This window comes from Hymenobacter arcticus (assembly GCF_054779975.1).
Genome location: NZ_BAAGXF010000001.1, coordinates 118,296 through 132,904 on the forward strand (window position 1 = coordinate 118,296; position 14,609 = coordinate 132,904).

The following is a 14,609-nucleotide window of genomic DNA, read 5'->3' on the forward strand; positions in this document are numbered from 1 at the left end:
GATATTAGTTGAAGTACTCTTTAGCGAGCGACTTGTCGTGGCCGTAGATGTCGTCGCGGAAGTGCGCGTGGCCATCGGCATCAGCCCAGGCCGTGAGGTAGACCAGGTACACGGGCAGCTTTTCCTTGAGGGTGATGTACTTCTCGCGGTGCTGGGCAATGGTATCCTCAATGGTAGGCTGGTCCCAGTTGGAGTTATTGCGCAGCAGGTAGGTGGCCAGCTTCACCGGCTCCTCCACCCGCACGCAGCCGTGGCTGAAGCTGCGCTTGGTTTGCGAAAACAGCTCGTTGTGGGGCGTGTCGTGGAGGTAGATATCGTTGGAGTTGGGGAAGATGAACTTCACGTCGCCGAGGTCATTTTTGGGTCCTGGGCGGCGGCGCACGGTGTACTTGAAGTTGGCCTGCGTCACGTTGGCCCAATCGATGCTAGCGGGGTCTACTACCTTGGCTTTGCGGCCGTAGCCCTGCACCACCTCCATGTCGAGGCGGTCGAGGTAGCTGGGGTTGGCCGTGAGCTTGCCGCGCAACTCCTTGTCGATAATGCTGTAGGGCACGTTCCAGTAGGGGGCCAGCACCACGTACTCCATCTTGTCGGAAAAGACGGGGGTAGCGGTGAGCGTTTTTCCCACGATGACGCGCATGGTGAGGGCTTCCTTGCCCTGCTCAAACACCCGCAACCGGTACTCGGGAATGTTGACGAGCAGGTAATCGGGCTCAAATTTTTTGGGCAGCCAGCGCCAGCGCTCCATGTTCAGGATAACCTGATTGATGCGCTCCTGGATGGGCACGTTGAGCTGGCGCAGGGTTTCGCCGCTCACCAGGCCGGTGGGCGGCAGGCCGAGGTCACGTTGAAAATTTTTCACGGCCGTTACCAGTTTGGGGTCGTAGCCGCTGGGGGCGGGGGCCGTCACGTTGTTGACGGGCGTAGCCGTGGCCGCTACCGTGGCCGGGGTCTGGCCGGTGGCTTCGCCGCCTAGCAAGCGCTGGCGCAGCAGGTCTACTACGGGCAGCGCATCGCCGGGCTTGAGGTGGGTGGTCCCCGGCAGCGCGGGCCAGCCGCCGGCCGTCTGCCGGGCCCGCAACAGGGCCAGCGCTTTCTTGAGGTGGTTGTACTCGGGGTGCAGCGGCGCAAAATCATAGTACGGGTACGTGCTCTCCCGCTCGCGCAGAATGGTCATGAGCGCGTGGTCGAGCTTGATTTTATTGCGCTTGACTTTCCACGCTTCGTTCTTGGTATCGCGGGGATTGGCCACGCCCCGGTAGTAGTCCGAAGCCCAGGCAAAATAGGTGCCCGACAGTGCCACGTCGAGCGTGCGCTCCAGCTGGTTACGGCGCGCAGTGTCCTGGTCCACACCTTTGAGCGTGGCTAGCATATCATCTAACTTCTTGACGTTATAGCGCTTAGGGTCAAGGCCATCATCCTTTGCTTTAGCTACTACCGTCAGGAACGTGGCGGCCTGGGGCACGAGCTGATGCTGCTTGAACCAGCCTAGCCGAAACTGCCGCTCGCGGTAAAACTTACGGGCCCAGCGCTCCTGCGCCTTAAAGTGGGCGTCGGCCTGCATGGCCCGAATGACGAATACGCTATCGAGGCGCGGCTCGGGGCCGCTGGTGTCGGCGGCCGTAACCTGGCCGGTTTTGGAGCTGGCCTGGTCGGCCTGGTTGGCTTGGTCGCCACCACAGGCCACCAGTAGAAACGGCAGCGTCAGCAAGCCCAGAAACAGGGCTGCTGATAGAAAATGAAGTTGAAGCTGTTTGAGCATTACTTGAAAAAGATGGGCGGCAGGCGGCGCGCTGGCTACTGCCAGCAGGCCCCGGCTCCCGCCCCGAGGTGGCATGAAAGGTGCTCGTTTTACTGAGCAGCTACCGGGCAGGTTGTACCGGCATAGTCAGGCCTTACGCAAATAACGCGCCCAAGCGCCCAGATACGGTTGACCAAATTGAGTGAAGGGCCGTATTTTTTAGCTGCCCGCCACGGCGTGGGCTGACCACTGGCTCCCGTTGCTACCGAGCCCCTGACATTACCGGGCCGCAGGCAGGGGCGGCCCCTTGCACCTCAACTCAGCTGATTCCGACAATCAACCTGACGCTTTGAAAGCGTAAAGCTTTTTGTTCAACATGCTATATTTCTTACCATGGCTTTTCTTGCTGCTTCCCCCGCCGACCCGCACAGCTATGCCCCTACCGGGCTGCTCCGAGCCCGACACCTGCGACTGGTCCTGACCGTCGATTTTGCGCAGCGCACGCTCGCTGGCACTGCCACTTGGCTCTTAGCTGGTGGCCCCGCTCCCACACCCGCCGAGCTGGTACTCGACACCCGCGGCCTGCTGTTGGAAGCCGTGCAGCTGGGCGAAGCGGCCAACGGCCCGGCCGCCAACTACCACCTCACCCCCGCCGACGCGGTGCTGGGGCAGGCCCTCCGCATCTGGGTGCCGGCGGGTACGGCGGCGGTGCGCATCACCTACCGCACGGTGCCCGAGGCCGCTGCGTTGCAATGGCTGACCCCAGCCCAAATAGCGGGCGCGCACCCGTTTTTGTTCACGCAGTCGCAAGCCATTCTGGCGCGTACCTGGCTGCCCTGCCCCGACTCGCCAGGCCTGCGCTTCAGCTACGAGGCCACCGTGGAAGTGCTGGGCCCGGAGCGCGGCCAGCTGCTGGCCCTGATGAGCGCCGAGAACCCGCAGGCCACTGCCGCCGATGGCCGCTACCACTTCCGGCAGCCGCAGCCGATGCCGGCCTACCTGCTGGCGCTGGCCGTGGGCCAGCTCGACTTTGCCCCACTGAGCGGGCGCACCGGCCTCTACGCCGAGCCGGCCACGCTGCCCCGCGCCGCCCACGAGTTTGCGGAGCTGGAGGCGATGGTGGTGGCGGCTGAACAATTGTATGAACCCTATCAATGGGGGCGTTACGATTTGTTGGTACTGCCAGGTAGCTTTCCATTTGGCGGTATGGAAAATCCATGTCTAACATTTGTAACACCCACAATTATAACCGGCGACCGCAGCATGACCAGCCTGGTGGCGCACGAGCTGGCCCACTCGTGGAGCGGTAACCTGGTTACAAATGCAACCTGGAATGATTTCTGGCTGAACGAGGGCTTCACCGTGTATTTCGAGCGCCGCATTATAGAGCAGCTCCACGGCCGGCCCTACGCCGAGATGCTGCAAGTGCTGGGCGAAGCCGACTTGCACCACACCCTGGCGGAGCTGGGCCCGGCCAGCCCGGCCACCCACCTGCGCCTGCACCTGGCGGGCCGCGACCCCGATGAGGGCCTCAACGACATTGCCTACGAAAAAGGCTGCCTGCTCCTGCTAACCCTGGAGCAGCTGGTGGGCCGCCCGCGGCTCGACGCCTTTATTACGGAGTACTTCGCGCACTTCGCCTTCCAAAGCATGGACACCGACCGCTTCGCCAGCTACCTCACTCAAACACTGCTGACGGCCGAGGAGGAGGCGCGCCTTCACCTGCCCGCCTGGCTCGATGGCCCCGGCCTGCCGGCTGGCGCACCCGTGGCCCGGTCGGCGCGCTTCGTGGCCGTGGCGGCGGCGCTGGCCCGGCTGGCCGCCGGCACCCCACCCGCCGAGCTGCGCTCTATAACTAAGGAGTGGAGCAGCCAGGAGTGGGCGCACTTTTTGCGCGGCCTGCCCCCTACCCTGCCGGCCGCCGACCTGGCGCAGCTCGATGCGGCCTTCCACTTCACGGCCTCCGGCAACGCGGAGCTGCTGGCTGCCTGGTTTCCGCTGGCGCTGCGAGCTGGCTACGCACCGGCCAATGCCGCACTCGAAGACTTTCTGCTCCGCGTGGGGCGGCGCAAATTCCTGGTGCCCCTCTACCGGGCGCTGCTGGCCGCGCCAAACGGCCGGGTCCGGGCGCAGCAGCTTTACCAGCGGGCACGGCCCAACTACCACTCGGTAGCCACGGGCAGCCTCGACGCACTGGTGCTGGGGTGAGTGGCCCCGGCCGTGCTGTACCCCAGGACGCCCGACCGATTCTCGTAATTTCCCGGCCGGCTGGTAATCCCCAAAACGGCAGCCGTACTTTTGCCTTCTTCCAATCAGACTAGCTACTACCGTTGAAACATCTTATTCCACGCGGCAAGCTCATTGCTATCGGGGGCAACGAGGATAAGGGCACCTACCCTACCGTTCGAAGCAAGCGCCAGTATTACCTGAATTTTTTTGAACTGGGTATTCTCAAGCGCGTCGTGTCCGAGTCGGGCAAAGATGACCCGCGCATTGAGGTCGTCACCACTGCCTCCATGATTCCGCAGGAAGTGGGTCCGATTTACATCGGCTCCTTCGCCATGCTCAACTGCCACAACATTGGCATTATGGACATCCGCACGCCCGCCGATGCCCGGCAGCCCGAATACCTGGCCCGCCTGCTGGCTGCTGACGTGGTCATGTTTTCAGGCGGCAACCAGTCGCGCCTGCGCGAGATGTTTGGCGAAACCGATTTTCTCGATACCCTCACCCGTCGCTACTACGCCGAGCCCAACTTCGTAATCGCCGGCACCAGCGCCGGGGCCATGGCCATGTCGCAGCACATGATACGCGGCGGCTCGGTGCCCGATGCCTTGCTGAAAGGCGCCGTAAAAATGGGCACCGGCTTCGGGCTGATTGCCACCGCCCTCATCGACTCGCACTTTGTGAAGCGCGGGCGCTTCGGCCGCCTCATCGAGGCGGTGGCTCTTTACCCCAAGCTCATCGGCATTGGGCTGGGCGAAGACACGGGCGTGCTCATTACCGACGGCCACCTAGTCGAAACCATCGGCTCGAACCTGGTCATCATTCTGGATGGCCACGAGATTGAACACAATAACACGGCGGCCGCCAAAAAGGGGACGACCCTTTCCATCGAAAACTTCAAGATGCACGTGCTGGCCAAAGGCAACGTGTACTGCATCACGGAGCGTAAGTTTTACGTGAGCAAAGAGGCCGTCGCGCCCGCTACACCGCCCAACGCCACGCCGGCTACCTAAGCCACGCGTTCTTAATCATTAAAATTTTTATTTACAGCTTGTTCCGATAAATCCAGATTAGACGTTGGCCCCTCATCCAGTAAGATTTTCTGGGCAATCAACCGGTTGGTTGGGCTCAGAATGCTGAAATGGCTCGCGCCCCGCACGGGGATAAACCGAACCTTGGGATTGGTCGACGTTTTGGCCATTGCCCGCAACGATTCAATGTTGCCCTCCTCCGTGCCCTCAAATACCCAGACCGGGGTTTGAATCGAATTCAGCCATAGCCCCGGCGTGCGCAGCTCGACTTCGCGCTGGTTGGCTACGTTGAAAGGCAAGAACCCCGAATCGGTGCCGTAGTCGGCGGCACTTTCTACCGCCCCAAATGCGAAGGTGGCGCGGTACTGGTTGGTGCTTTCGGCCACCAGCAGCGCCAGCGTGCCGCCGGTGCTGTGGCCCCCCAGGTAAATGCGCTTGGCATCAACGTAGTCTTGGGCCTGCAAAAACTTAGTGGCGGCCAGCACATCATCCACCTCGCCCAAAAACCCTTCTTTACGGCCAGGGTTATCATTGCCGCCGCGCAGAGAAGGAAACAGCATTACGATGCCCGCCCGGCGGTAGGCACTGGCCGTCTGGTCGTTATCGGCGGGCGCGGGCGTCCACACGTCGCCAATAGAGTTGCAGTCGCCGCCCGCTAGCCAGATAATAGCCGGATGCTTCTTGCCATCGTGCGGGTCTGGCGTGAGGTAGGCCGCCAACTTCCCAACGGACGACTCGTAGCTAACCAATTGAAAATCTTTAGTTTGCGGTTCTTCAACCGGCTCTTGCTCAGTGGCCTGCGCTGTAAGCTGCGTTTTGAAGCCGCGGCGGGCATCGGCCAGCGAAAGCTTCGTTTCCGTTTTTGCTGGCTGCGGCTCGCAGCCGGTAGCAGTAAGCAACAATAACAGCGCAATTGGCAGCAGTTTCATAGGCTATGCGAGTGCCTGCTAGTGGCGGCCAAAGCTACTGCCTGGCCGACTTCACCACCAAGTTACCTTAGCAACAATCAAGTAATCAATGATTCTTTTTATACTAAGCTACGCTTTCAGCTAATAGATTTCCACCTGCTCCTCCCCGGCCGCGTTGCGGCTGGCGCGGTACATACCTTCCGAGTTGAAGGGCAGCGCCAGGTTGCCGGCCGCGTCCACGGCAATGAGGCCACCCTCGCCGCCCACCGGGGCTAGCTTATCGTGCACCACCACGCGGCAGGCCTCGGCCAACGACAATCCTTTGTACTCCATGAGGCAGGCCACGTCGTAGCCCACCACGGCCCGAATAAAAAACTCGCCGTGCCCGGTACAGCTAATGGCGCAGCGCGCATCGGCCCAGGTGCCCGCCCCAATAAGCGGCGTGTCGCCAATGCGCGAGTAGCGCTTGTTGGTCATGCCGCCGGTGCTGGTGGCGGCGGCCAAGTGGCCGCGCTGGTCGCGGGCCACGGCCCCCACGGTGCCTTTTTTCCAGTTGGGGTCGGCGGCCGGGGCCGGGCTGGCCACGTGGTCGAGCTGCATGCGGCCGGCCGCAATGGCCTCCTGCAGCTGGTCGAAGCGCTGCTGCGTGAAAAAATACTCGGCAGGCTGCATGGGCAGGCCGTGCTCGCGGGCCAGGTCGTCGGCCCCGGGGTAGGCCAGCAGCACGTGCTCGGTAGCCTCCATCACAAGGCGCGCGGCCCGAATGGGGTTTTGTACCTGGCGCACGCCGGCCACGGCCCCAGCCCGGCGGGTGGCCCCGTCCATGAGAGCGGCATCCATCTCGTGGTGGCCGTCGTGGGTAAACACGGCCCCGCGCCCGGCATTGAAGAGCGGGCAGTCTTCGAGGCTGCGCACGGTGGCCTCTACGGCGTCGAGGGCGGGCGCGCCCTGGGCTAGCAGGGCCGTGCCCGTCGCCAGCGCGGCGCGCAGCGCGGCCCGGTAATTGGCTTCTAGCGTGGGCGTAAGCGAGGTGCGGGCAATGGTGCCAGCGCCCCCGTGCAGGGCAAGAGCAAACATATTATGATTGAGCAATTAACTAAGTTTCTTGCGCAAGAACGGCACTTTCTACGGCTTCTACTGGTTAAAACAGTACGTATCAGCAATAATTTATTGCCTGCCAAGTAGTTAGCCTACAAACTGTGCGCTATTTTTTTTAGCCAAACCTGCGGTAAGTACCTGTAAACTGCGGGGTAGCTACCAAGCTATTCTGCCAAAAACCCGGCTTTCTTCGGTTTTTTTTCGTAGGTTTGGCCTTTAGTTTTCTCCATTTCAAATTTCCCCTTTCCGATGGCATACGACGTAACCGGCCGCCTGCACGAAATCTTTGACGAACAGCAGGTAAGCGAAAAATTCCGCAAGCGCGAGTTCGTCCTCGAAGTGCAGGATGGCCAATATCCTGAGCAAATTAAGTTTCAGCTGGTGCAAGACAAGACGGCCCTCATCGACCCCTACAAAACGGGCGACGAGGTGAAGGTGACCTTCAACCTGCGCGGCCGTGGCTTCAACAAGAACGGCCAGATGCTGTACTTCACCAACCTTGAAGCCTGGCGCATTGAGGCGGCTACGGCCGGCGCTCCCGCCGGTGGCGGTGGCTCGGCCTACCAGCCCCAGGCCCGCCCGGCCGCTCCCCAGAATCAGAACCCCAGCCTCCAGGCGCAGCCCCGCCCCGCGGCGCAGCCCATCGCCGGCGACGACGACAACGACCTGCCTTTCTAAGTTGGCTATCAGCTAAAAGCTGCTAGCTATTAACTTGTTCAATGTGCCGCTTTCCTGTTTGGGGAGCGGCACATTTGCGTTTCAACCTGCGTTCAGTGCCTTGTACTCACAAAAAAGCTAACAGCTACTAGCTGAGAGCTAACAGCTTAAAAGAAATGGACTTACGCGCACTTATCAGCCGGGGCGAGGGCGAACGGCTCGAATTCAAAAAGAAAACCACCCACCCCACCCGCATTGCGCGCACGCTGGCTTCGCTGGCCAACACGCACGGCGGCCAGGTGCTGGTTGGCGTGGAGGACGATGGCCGAATCGTGGGCGTGCGCGATGCTGAGGAAGAGATGTTTGTGCTGCGCGACGCCGCAGCGCACTACGTTGACCCGCCCCTCACGCTGAACTTCCGCGAAGTGGAAACTGAGGATGAGCTTATCGTGCTGGTAGTCAGTGTATCCGAAAGTCCTACCAAACCCCACCGCGCCCAAATAGCCCCCGGCGAGTGGCGCAGCTACGTGCGCGTGCACAACGAAAGCGTGCAAGCTAGCAGCCTCACTGAAAAAGTTTTAGCGCACGAGCAGCCCGAAACCGCTTTCGAGAAACTACCGCTGAATAAGGACGAGCTGCGCGTGCTCGACTACCTTAAAAACACGCAGCCCCGCATCACGGTGGCCCAGTACACCAAGCTCATCAACGTGAGCCGCCGCCGCGCCTACCGCACCCTCATCAAGCTGGTGCTGCATGGCTACTTGCGCTACCACGACAAAGAAAAAGAGCCTTATTATACCTTGTAGGTGAGATTTTTATCAAGGCCTAAAGCTGGCTCTCTTGACTCTCGCAAATACAAAAAGGCCGCCTAATTGGCGGCCTTTAGCATGGCTAACAATAGCGTTGCTCACAGAATCTGTGAAACTCCCGCTACGTAGTGAACTAGTCTTGTTTGCGAGCGCGGGCTACTTTCTTCTCGTCCTTCTCAGCTTTCTTTTCTTTTGTTGTTTTAGCGGGCTCTTTCTTTTTCTCTTTTCGGGCGTCTTGGGCTTTGGCCATGAGTGAAAATGGTTGGGGTGGAGGGAATAAAAACTAGGTCAGCGCTGCAAATTAACGCATTCTGGCCGGTTGATGTTGTGTAGCAGGCGCGTTGCTTACTGGTTAAGCAGTAGGCAGAGCCGGCCAGTAGCGCTCGCGCAAAATGCGCAAGTGGTGCTGCTCGTGGCCCGCCGTAATAAACAGCAGCGACCGCACCGTGACGGGGCCGCCGTTGGCGCGGCCGGCGCGGTCGAGCTGTCCGCCATTCAGCCCCGCAAAAAAGGCGATGGTGGCAGCACGCACGGCGTGGTATTCGGTTAGCAAATCGCTCATCGTATGGTCATTAGCTTCGCTATTGGCCACGTAGTCATCCTGCTCGAAGCCGGGTAGCTCCTGCGCATCGGTGCGGGCAAAGCGCAGGGCGCGGTAGGTGAAGATGCGCTCACTATCGGTGATGTGTACCAGCATTTCCTTGGGCGTCCACTTGCCGGGGGCGTAGCGCATCAGCGCTTGCGCCTCAGTGAGACCCGAGAATTCGCGGTGCAGCTCGGCGGCTTGCTGGCGCAGCTGCGCCAAGGGGTCGGCATCGGCGGGCACCAAGTCGATATAGGCTTGCGTATAAGGCAGATACGTGCCGGGCGCGGGGCGCTCCTGGCTGGCAGTGGGGGCAACGGACATAGGGGCAAAGGTAGCCGCCCGCCGCAGATACTGAAATTTCAGATGAGCCGCGCCAAGTGGGCGGCGCACCAATGGTCGGCCACCCAGCCGCCAGCGCGCCGGGCGCGGCTCCCGGGCCGCCACCTCGGCCGGTACCAACTCCTTGATACCGAAGGCCCAGCGCAAAAAATCGGGCATGATGGTGCCCCAGGTATCGGGGTGGTGATGGCCGCCGGGCACCTCCAAGTAGCGCGCGGCAGCGGTGGGCAAGCCCTGCGCCGCCAGGGCCGCCAGCATATCCAGGGTATCATCAATGGCGTCGATGATGCCGTTGTGGTTGCGGTCAGTGGTTTCGTCGTCGGTGCCGGTTTGCAGCCAGAACTGCTGGCCGGGCCGGGCCGGGCGGGCCGCTATCAGGCTGTGCATCAGGCGGTCGGCATCGGTATAGCCGTCGTTCAGCCCCCGGCCCCGCCACCAGAAGGAGCCGCTGAACGCACCCCCGCGCAAAAACGCCTCGGGGTGGTGCCAGGCCAGGTCGAAGGCCATGAGACCACCCAGCGACATGCCCGCCACGGCGGCCTCGGCGGGGTTGGCGCTGGCGTGGTAGTGCGCCTGCACATAGGGAAGCAACTCCTTGAGCATGAAGTCGGTGTAGCGGCCGGCGCGGCTGCCCCGGCCCAGGTAGTCGGGCCGGGCGGCCACGCCGTACTCCTGCAGGCGGTCGGCCGCGTGAATGGCCACCAGCACAAACGGCCGCACCTCGCCCCGCCGAAACATACGGTTGAGCGTAGCCGGCAGGTGCAGGCGCCCCAAGTCCTGCCCATCCTGGAGGTAGAGTACCGGGTAGGGCTGCGCGGCCCGCGCCGAAAAGGCGGGCGGCAGCACCACATCCAGGCGCACCACGCGGCCCAGCGCCACCGAAAACAAAGACTCATCGCGCCGCACTACCACGGTAGCTCCGCGCGGCGACTGAAACCTAAAAACTGCCATTGGCTTGCAAATAAACACGCCTCGCCCCATTTTAAAGAAAAGTTGGCCGTTCGGTTTTCCTGCTTAGTTTGCGGCCGGTTCCGGTGTGCGCGTCATCCCCGCCGGCCCCTGCCTCTTGCACGAAGAATATCGCCGCTTCTACTCCCAGCACCTGGGCACCGACATGGAAATGCTGGTCGTGGGCGACTACGGCTACCCCGTCCTCATTTTTCCTACCTCCAACGGCCGCTACTACGAGGCCCGCGATTTTCAACTCACCGAGTCGGTGCGCTGGTTTGTGGAGAACAAGCTTATCAAGCTGTTCTGCATCGACAGCGGCGACAAATGGAGCTGGTACGCCAAGCACCTGCACCCCGGTACCCGCGTGCACAACCATGGTCTCTACGACCGCATGATTAGTGAGGAGCTGGTGCCCAGCATTCAGCACGAGTGCCAGGTGGATAAAATCGGGGTAGCTGGCTGCTCACTCGGTGGTTATCAAGCACTTAACTATTCCTTTCGCCACCCCAACCAGGTAGCCCACATGTTCTCGATGGGCGCCGCCTTCGACATTCGCATGTTCTTGGAAGGGCACTACGATGAGCAGGCGTATTTCCATAATCCGCTCGATTACATGCCTAATGCTCAGGATGATAACTTCTACCAGATGAACATCGTGCTGGGCACCGCCGAAGACGACTTTTGCAAGGGCTCCAACTACCAGATGTCGGAGATTCTCTCGCGCAAAGGCATCCCGCACCGCCTCGACGTGCGGCCGGGCACCCACGACTGGCCCGTGTGGCGCGACATGTTCCCCACCTACGTCTCCTCTATCCTTTAGGCAGTTACTTTCGTAAACGCTTCAGCGCTTGCGCAGATTCCTACCCTTTCCAACTCCTTAGAACACTCCGTTCTTCCCCTACCCATGAAAAAAATTGGCATCTTGTTCGGCCAGGAAAACACCTTTCCCCAGGCCTTTGTGGACCGCGTTAACCAGAAAGCCGTTGATGGCATCACGGCTGAGTTCGTTAATATTCAGGAAGTAGAGCAGGCCGTTGCTACCGACTATGCCGTCATCATCGACCGCATTTCGCAGGACGTGCCCTTCTACCGCGCCTACCTTAAAAACGCCGCCCTGATGGGTACGGCCGTGATTAACAACCCGTTCTGGTGGAGCGCCGACGAGAAGTTCTTCAACAACGCCCTTGCCGTGCAGCTCGGCGTGCCCGTACCCAAAACGCTGCTGCTCCCCAGCAAGGCCCGCCCTGACGACACCAGCGAAAACTCGTTTCGTAACCTTGGTATGTTCGATTGGGAGAAGGCATTTGAGAAAATCGGCTTTCCAGCCTTCATGAAGCCCCACTCGGGCGGCGGCTGGAAAAGCGTGTACAAAGTGGATAACCCCTACGAAGCCTACCGCGCCTACGACGAAACCGGCCAACTAGTAATGCTTTATCAAGAGGCCGTTGACTTCACCGACTACTTCCGTTGCTACTGCCTCGGCGGCAAAGACGTGCTCATTATGCCCTACGAGCCGCGCAACGCCCCGCACCAGCGCTACCAAACCGAGATGAAAACGCAGGGCGAAGACGGTAAAAAGCTGCTCGCTACCATCGAAGATTACGTGTTGCGCCTGTGCCAAGGCCTTGGCTACGACTTCAATACGGTAGAGTTTGCCGTGCGTGACGGTATTCCAATTGCCATCGACTTCGGCAACCCTGCCCCCGACGCCGACATCAACTCGGTAGGTCCCGAAAACTTTGAGTGGGTAGTGGAGCACGCCGCCAACCTGGCCATTGCCCGCGCCCAAGCTCAAAAGCCCGGTGCCGACAACCTCACCTGGGGCACTTTCGTGCAGAAATCAGCGAAAGCCGTAGCCATTGGCAAAGGCAAAGGCGCGGTAGAAATAGGTGCCGCCGTGCACGAAACCAACGACCTGGGTGCCAACCCGCCCAAGCTTACCAAAAAAGCGTCGGCTCCTGCCAAGAAGCCAAGTGCTCCCAAGCCCGAGCCCATCACGGGTGCCGAGCCTAAAGCCAAGCCTGCGCCCGCTGCTAAAGCGCCTGCCAAGCCTAAAAAGCCCGCTGCTAAATAGCTAGCCTTCGTTTTAATCATGCGAAAAGGGCTGCCATCGCTCCTGGTTGGCAGCCCTTTTTTGCCAATTTGCCTGGTGAGCAGGCCCTTCTAGCTTTCGCCTATCCACTTCCTAGTTAGCTCACTGCTTATGTCTCGCCCTGTTTTCACCCTCGGCATCGAGGAAGAGTTTCAAACCATCGACCCCATCACGCGGGACCTGCGCTCGCACATGTCAAAAATCGTGGAAGACGGTAAAATCACGCTGCACGAGCAGGTGAAGGCCGAAATGCACGAATCAGTAGTGGAAGTGGGCACCAATATTTGCAAGAATATTCAGGAAGCGCGTACCGAAGTGGTACACCTGCGCCGCCAGGTAATCGAGCTGGCCGACCGCGTGGGCTTGAAAATTGCGGCGGCTGGTACGCACCCGTTTTCGCGGTGGCAGGACCAGCCCATCACGCCCGACGCGCGCTACGATAAAATTGTGGAAGAATTGCAAGAAGCCGCCCGGTCCAACCTGGTTTTTGGCATGCACGTCCACGTCGGCATCGAAAACCGCGATTTGGGCGTGTACATGATGAATGCGCTGCGGTATTTCCTGCCGCACTTGTTTGCGCTCAGCACCAACTCACCCTTTTGGGAAGGCCGCGAGACTGGCTACAAGTCCTTTAGAACCAAGGTATTCGAGCGTTTCCCGCGCACGGGTATCCCCGGCTTTTTTCACAGCGCCAGCGACTACGACGAGTTTCTGGCGTTGCTGATAAAAACCGGCTGCATCGACAACGGCAAAAAAATATGGTGGGATATTCGCCTCCACCCCTTCTTCGATACCATCGAATACCGCATCTGCGACATGATGATGCGCGCCGACGAAACCATCGCGGTGGCGGCCGTAATGCAGGCGCTCGTAGCCAAAATATACAAGCTTAAAGAGCAAAACCTGAATTTCCGGGTGTACCGCAGCGCCCTTATCAAGGAGAACAAGTGGCGCGCCGCCCGCTACGGCATCAGTGGCACCCTCATCGACTTTGGTACGCAGGAAGAGAAGCCGGCTCGCCAGCTCATTCTTGAACTACTTGATTTTGTGGATGATGTCCTCGATGACCTCGGCAGCCGCCACGAGGTAGAGTACATCCTTAAAATGCTGGAAATGGGCACCGGGGCCGACCGTCAACTAGCTGTTTTTCACGAGACTGGCGACTTGACCAAGGTAGTCGATTATATTCTGGCCGAAACCACCCACGGTCTATAGATAATTCGTATTAGGCAGGTTGGCCGTATTTTTGCCACTTAACTAACCTCCGGCTAGCTAATTATTAGCCACTATACGCTTTATTTTATGAGTAAATTTAGAATTGCTATTCTGGATATGTACAACAATTTCCCTAACGAGGGAATGCGTTGTATTCGGCAGTTGCTGCGCCGCACAGAAGCCACGCAGCAAGTGGAGTTTATAGTTGACACATTTAATGTACGGGCGAATAACGAGGTCCCGGATTTCAGCTATGATATCTATATTTCGAGTGGCGGCCCCGGCAGCCCCTTGCAATCGGACGAGCCTTGGGAACCGCTGTATTTCGACTTTATCGACAGTTTATTTGCCTATAACAGTACGGCTGAACGCAAAAAACATCTGCTACTTATCTGCCACTCGTTTCAGCTAATAAGCCGGCATTTGGGCCTCGGTGAGGTAAGCAAGCGCAAGTCGACTTCGTTCGGTGTGCTGCCTGTGCACTTAACCGAAGCAGGCCACGCCGACCCGGTTTTTACGCAATTGCCCGAACCGTTTTACGCCGTCGATTCGCGTGATTATCAGCTCACCGATTTGCATCCCGAGCGCCTAGCCGAATTAGGCGTGGAAATACTTTGCCTGGAGAAGGAGCGGCCACACATTCCGCTGGCCCGCGCGGTAATGGCCTTGCGTTTTTCACCCGAAATAGTAGGCACGCAGTTTCACCCCGAGGCCGACGGGGAAGGCATGCTACGTTACATGCTCACCGACGAGCGTAAGCAGCAGGTAATCACCACGTACGGTGAGGACAAATACCACGAAATGGTGCATTTGCTCGCCGACCCCAATACTATAGAATTGACAGAAGGAATTATTATTCCCACGTTTTTACAACGAGCATTGGCTACTTTGCTTGAGCCTGCGCTTACGTAAATTTTTAGCCCAGCCCTAAAAAGATAATGGCGCGAACCGGCAGG

At 59.7% G+C, this 14,609-nt stretch carries 12 protein-coding genes; 8 read left to right on the forward strand and 4 right to left on the reverse strand.

Going from position 1 to position 14,609, the window contains the following annotated elements:
* Positions 1–4: 4 nt before the first annotated feature.
* Positions 5–1,762 (reverse strand): L,D-transpeptidase family protein, encoded by a 1,758-nt coding sequence (locus tag ACYVGC_RS00510; protein WP_460581817.1) that lies wholly within the window; start codon positions 1,760–1,762, stop codon positions 5–7.
* A 372-nt stretch (positions 1,763–2,134) separates the two neighbouring features.
* Here ACYVGC_RS00510 and ACYVGC_RS00515 point away from each other — a divergent pair, with 372 nt between their 5' ends.
* Together ACYVGC_RS00515 and ACYVGC_RS00520 are read left to right on the forward strand one after the other, a co-directional pair.
* Positions 2,135–3,949 carry a M1 family metallopeptidase gene (locus ACYVGC_RS00515; RefSeq protein ID WP_460581818.1) on the forward strand — a complete coding sequence of 605 codons (1,815 nt, stop codon included), beginning with the start codon at positions 2,135–2,137 and terminating at the stop codon, positions 3,947–3,949.
* Between the two features lie 122 nt (positions 3,950–4,071).
* The gene (locus tag ACYVGC_RS00520; protein ID WP_460581819.1) at positions 4,072–4,980 is read left to right on the forward strand and encodes a cyanophycinase; all 909 of its coding nucleotides are present in this window, start codon (positions 4,072–4,074) and stop codon (positions 4,978–4,980) included.
* Between the two features lie 11 nt (positions 4,981–4,991).
* Here the strand turns inward: ACYVGC_RS00520 and ACYVGC_RS00525 are convergent, their stop codons facing one another.
* The gene (locus tag ACYVGC_RS00525) at positions 4,992–5,927 is read right to left on the reverse strand and encodes an alpha/beta hydrolase family protein (protein ID WP_460581820.1); all 936 of its coding nucleotides are present in this window, start codon (positions 5,925–5,927) and stop codon (positions 4,992–4,994) included.
* A 120-nt stretch (positions 5,928–6,047) separates the two neighbouring features.
* Complete coding sequence (locus ACYVGC_RS00530) at positions 6,048–6,983, reverse strand: isoaspartyl peptidase/L-asparaginase family protein (RefSeq protein WP_460581821.1); 936 nt, start codon at positions 6,981–6,983, stop codon at positions 6,048–6,050.
* Positions 6,984–7,253: 270 nt separating this feature from the next.
* Between ACYVGC_RS00530 and ACYVGC_RS00535 the strand changes: the two genes are divergently transcribed.
* Positions 7,254–7,682, forward strand: a complete 429-nt coding sequence (locus tag ACYVGC_RS00535; RefSeq protein ID WP_460581822.1) for a DUF3127 domain-containing protein — start codon at positions 7,254–7,256, stop codon at positions 7,680–7,682.
* Between the two features lie 155 nt (positions 7,683–7,837).
* Entirely contained in the window at positions 7,838–8,467 is a 630-nt protein-coding gene (locus tag ACYVGC_RS00540) for an RNA-binding domain-containing protein (protein ID WP_460581823.1), read from the forward strand.
* Between the two features lie 355 nt (positions 8,468–8,822).
* Here the strand turns inward: ACYVGC_RS00540 and ACYVGC_RS00545 are convergent, their stop codons facing one another.
* Positions 8,823–10,346, reverse strand: a complete 1,524-nt coding sequence (locus ACYVGC_RS00545) for an alpha/beta hydrolase-fold protein (protein WP_460581824.1) — start codon at positions 10,344–10,346, stop codon at positions 8,823–8,825.
* 115 nt (positions 10,347–10,461) lie between these two features.
* Here ACYVGC_RS00545 and ACYVGC_RS00550 point away from each other — a divergent pair, with 115 nt between their 5' ends.
* The 4 genes from ACYVGC_RS00550 (at position 10,462) to ACYVGC_RS00565 (ending at position 14,565) form a co-directional block, all read left to right on the forward strand.
* Positions 10,462–11,166 carry an alpha/beta hydrolase-fold protein gene (locus ACYVGC_RS00550; RefSeq protein ID WP_460582404.1) on the forward strand — a complete coding sequence of 235 codons (705 nt, stop codon included), beginning with the start codon at positions 10,462–10,464 and terminating at the stop codon, positions 11,164–11,166.
* Between the two features lie 84 nt (positions 11,167–11,250).
* Positions 11,251–12,420 carry an ATP-grasp domain-containing protein gene (locus ACYVGC_RS00555; protein WP_460581825.1) on the forward strand — a complete coding sequence of 390 codons (1,170 nt, stop codon included), beginning with the start codon at positions 11,251–11,253 and terminating at the stop codon, positions 12,418–12,420.
* Between the two features lie 129 nt (positions 12,421–12,549).
* Positions 12,550–13,653: a carboxylate-amine ligase gene (locus tag ACYVGC_RS00560; protein ID WP_460581826.1), complete on the forward strand. Its 1,104-nt coding sequence runs from the start codon at positions 12,550–12,552 to the stop codon at positions 13,651–13,653.
* A 117-nt stretch (positions 13,654–13,770) separates the two neighbouring features.
* On the forward strand, positions 13,771–14,565 hold the full coding sequence (locus ACYVGC_RS00565; RefSeq protein ID WP_460581827.1) for a type 1 glutamine amidotransferase: 795 nt from the start codon (positions 13,771–13,773) through the stop codon (positions 14,563–14,565).
* Positions 14,566–14,609: the final 44 nt, after the last annotated feature.

What these genes read in the sequence shown, in the direction of transcription:
- ACYVGC_RS00510 (WP_460581817.1), bottom strand. Translation starts at nt 1,762, where the DNA reads ATGCTCAAACAGCTTCAACTTCATTTTCTATCAGCAGCCCTGTTTCTG.
- ACYVGC_RS00525 (WP_460581820.1), bottom strand. Translation starts at nt 5,927, where the DNA reads ATGAAACTGCTGCCAATTGCGCTGTTATTGTTGCTTACTGCTACCGGC.
- ACYVGC_RS00545 (WP_460581824.1), bottom strand. Translation starts at nt 10,346, where the DNA reads ATGGCAGTTTTTAGGTTTCAGTCGCCGCGCGGAGCTACCGTGGTAGTG.
- ACYVGC_RS00515 (WP_460581818.1), top strand. Translation starts at nt 2,135, where the DNA reads ATGGCTTTTCTTGCTGCTTCCCCCGCCGACCCGCACAGCTATGCCCCT.
- ACYVGC_RS00540 (WP_460581823.1), top strand. Translation starts at nt 7,838, where the DNA reads ATGGACTTACGCGCACTTATCAGCCGGGGCGAGGGCGAACGGCTCGAA.
- ACYVGC_RS00565 (WP_460581827.1), top strand. Translation starts at nt 13,771, where the DNA reads ATGTACAACAATTTCCCTAACGAGGGAATGCGTTGTATTCGGCAGTTG.
- ACYVGC_RS00555 (WP_460581825.1), top strand. Translation starts at nt 11,251, where the DNA reads ATGAAAAAAATTGGCATCTTGTTCGGCCAGGAAAACACCTTTCCCCAG.
- ACYVGC_RS00530 (WP_460581821.1), bottom strand. Translation starts at nt 6,983, where the DNA reads ATGTTTGCTCTTGCCCTGCACGGGGGCGCTGGCACCATTGCCCGCACC.
- ACYVGC_RS00535 (WP_460581822.1), top strand. Translation starts at nt 7,254, where the DNA reads ATGGCATACGACGTAACCGGCCGCCTGCACGAAATCTTTGACGAACAG.
- ACYVGC_RS00560 (WP_460581826.1), top strand. Translation starts at nt 12,550, where the DNA reads ATGTCTCGCCCTGTTTTCACCCTCGGCATCGAGGAAGAGTTTCAAACC.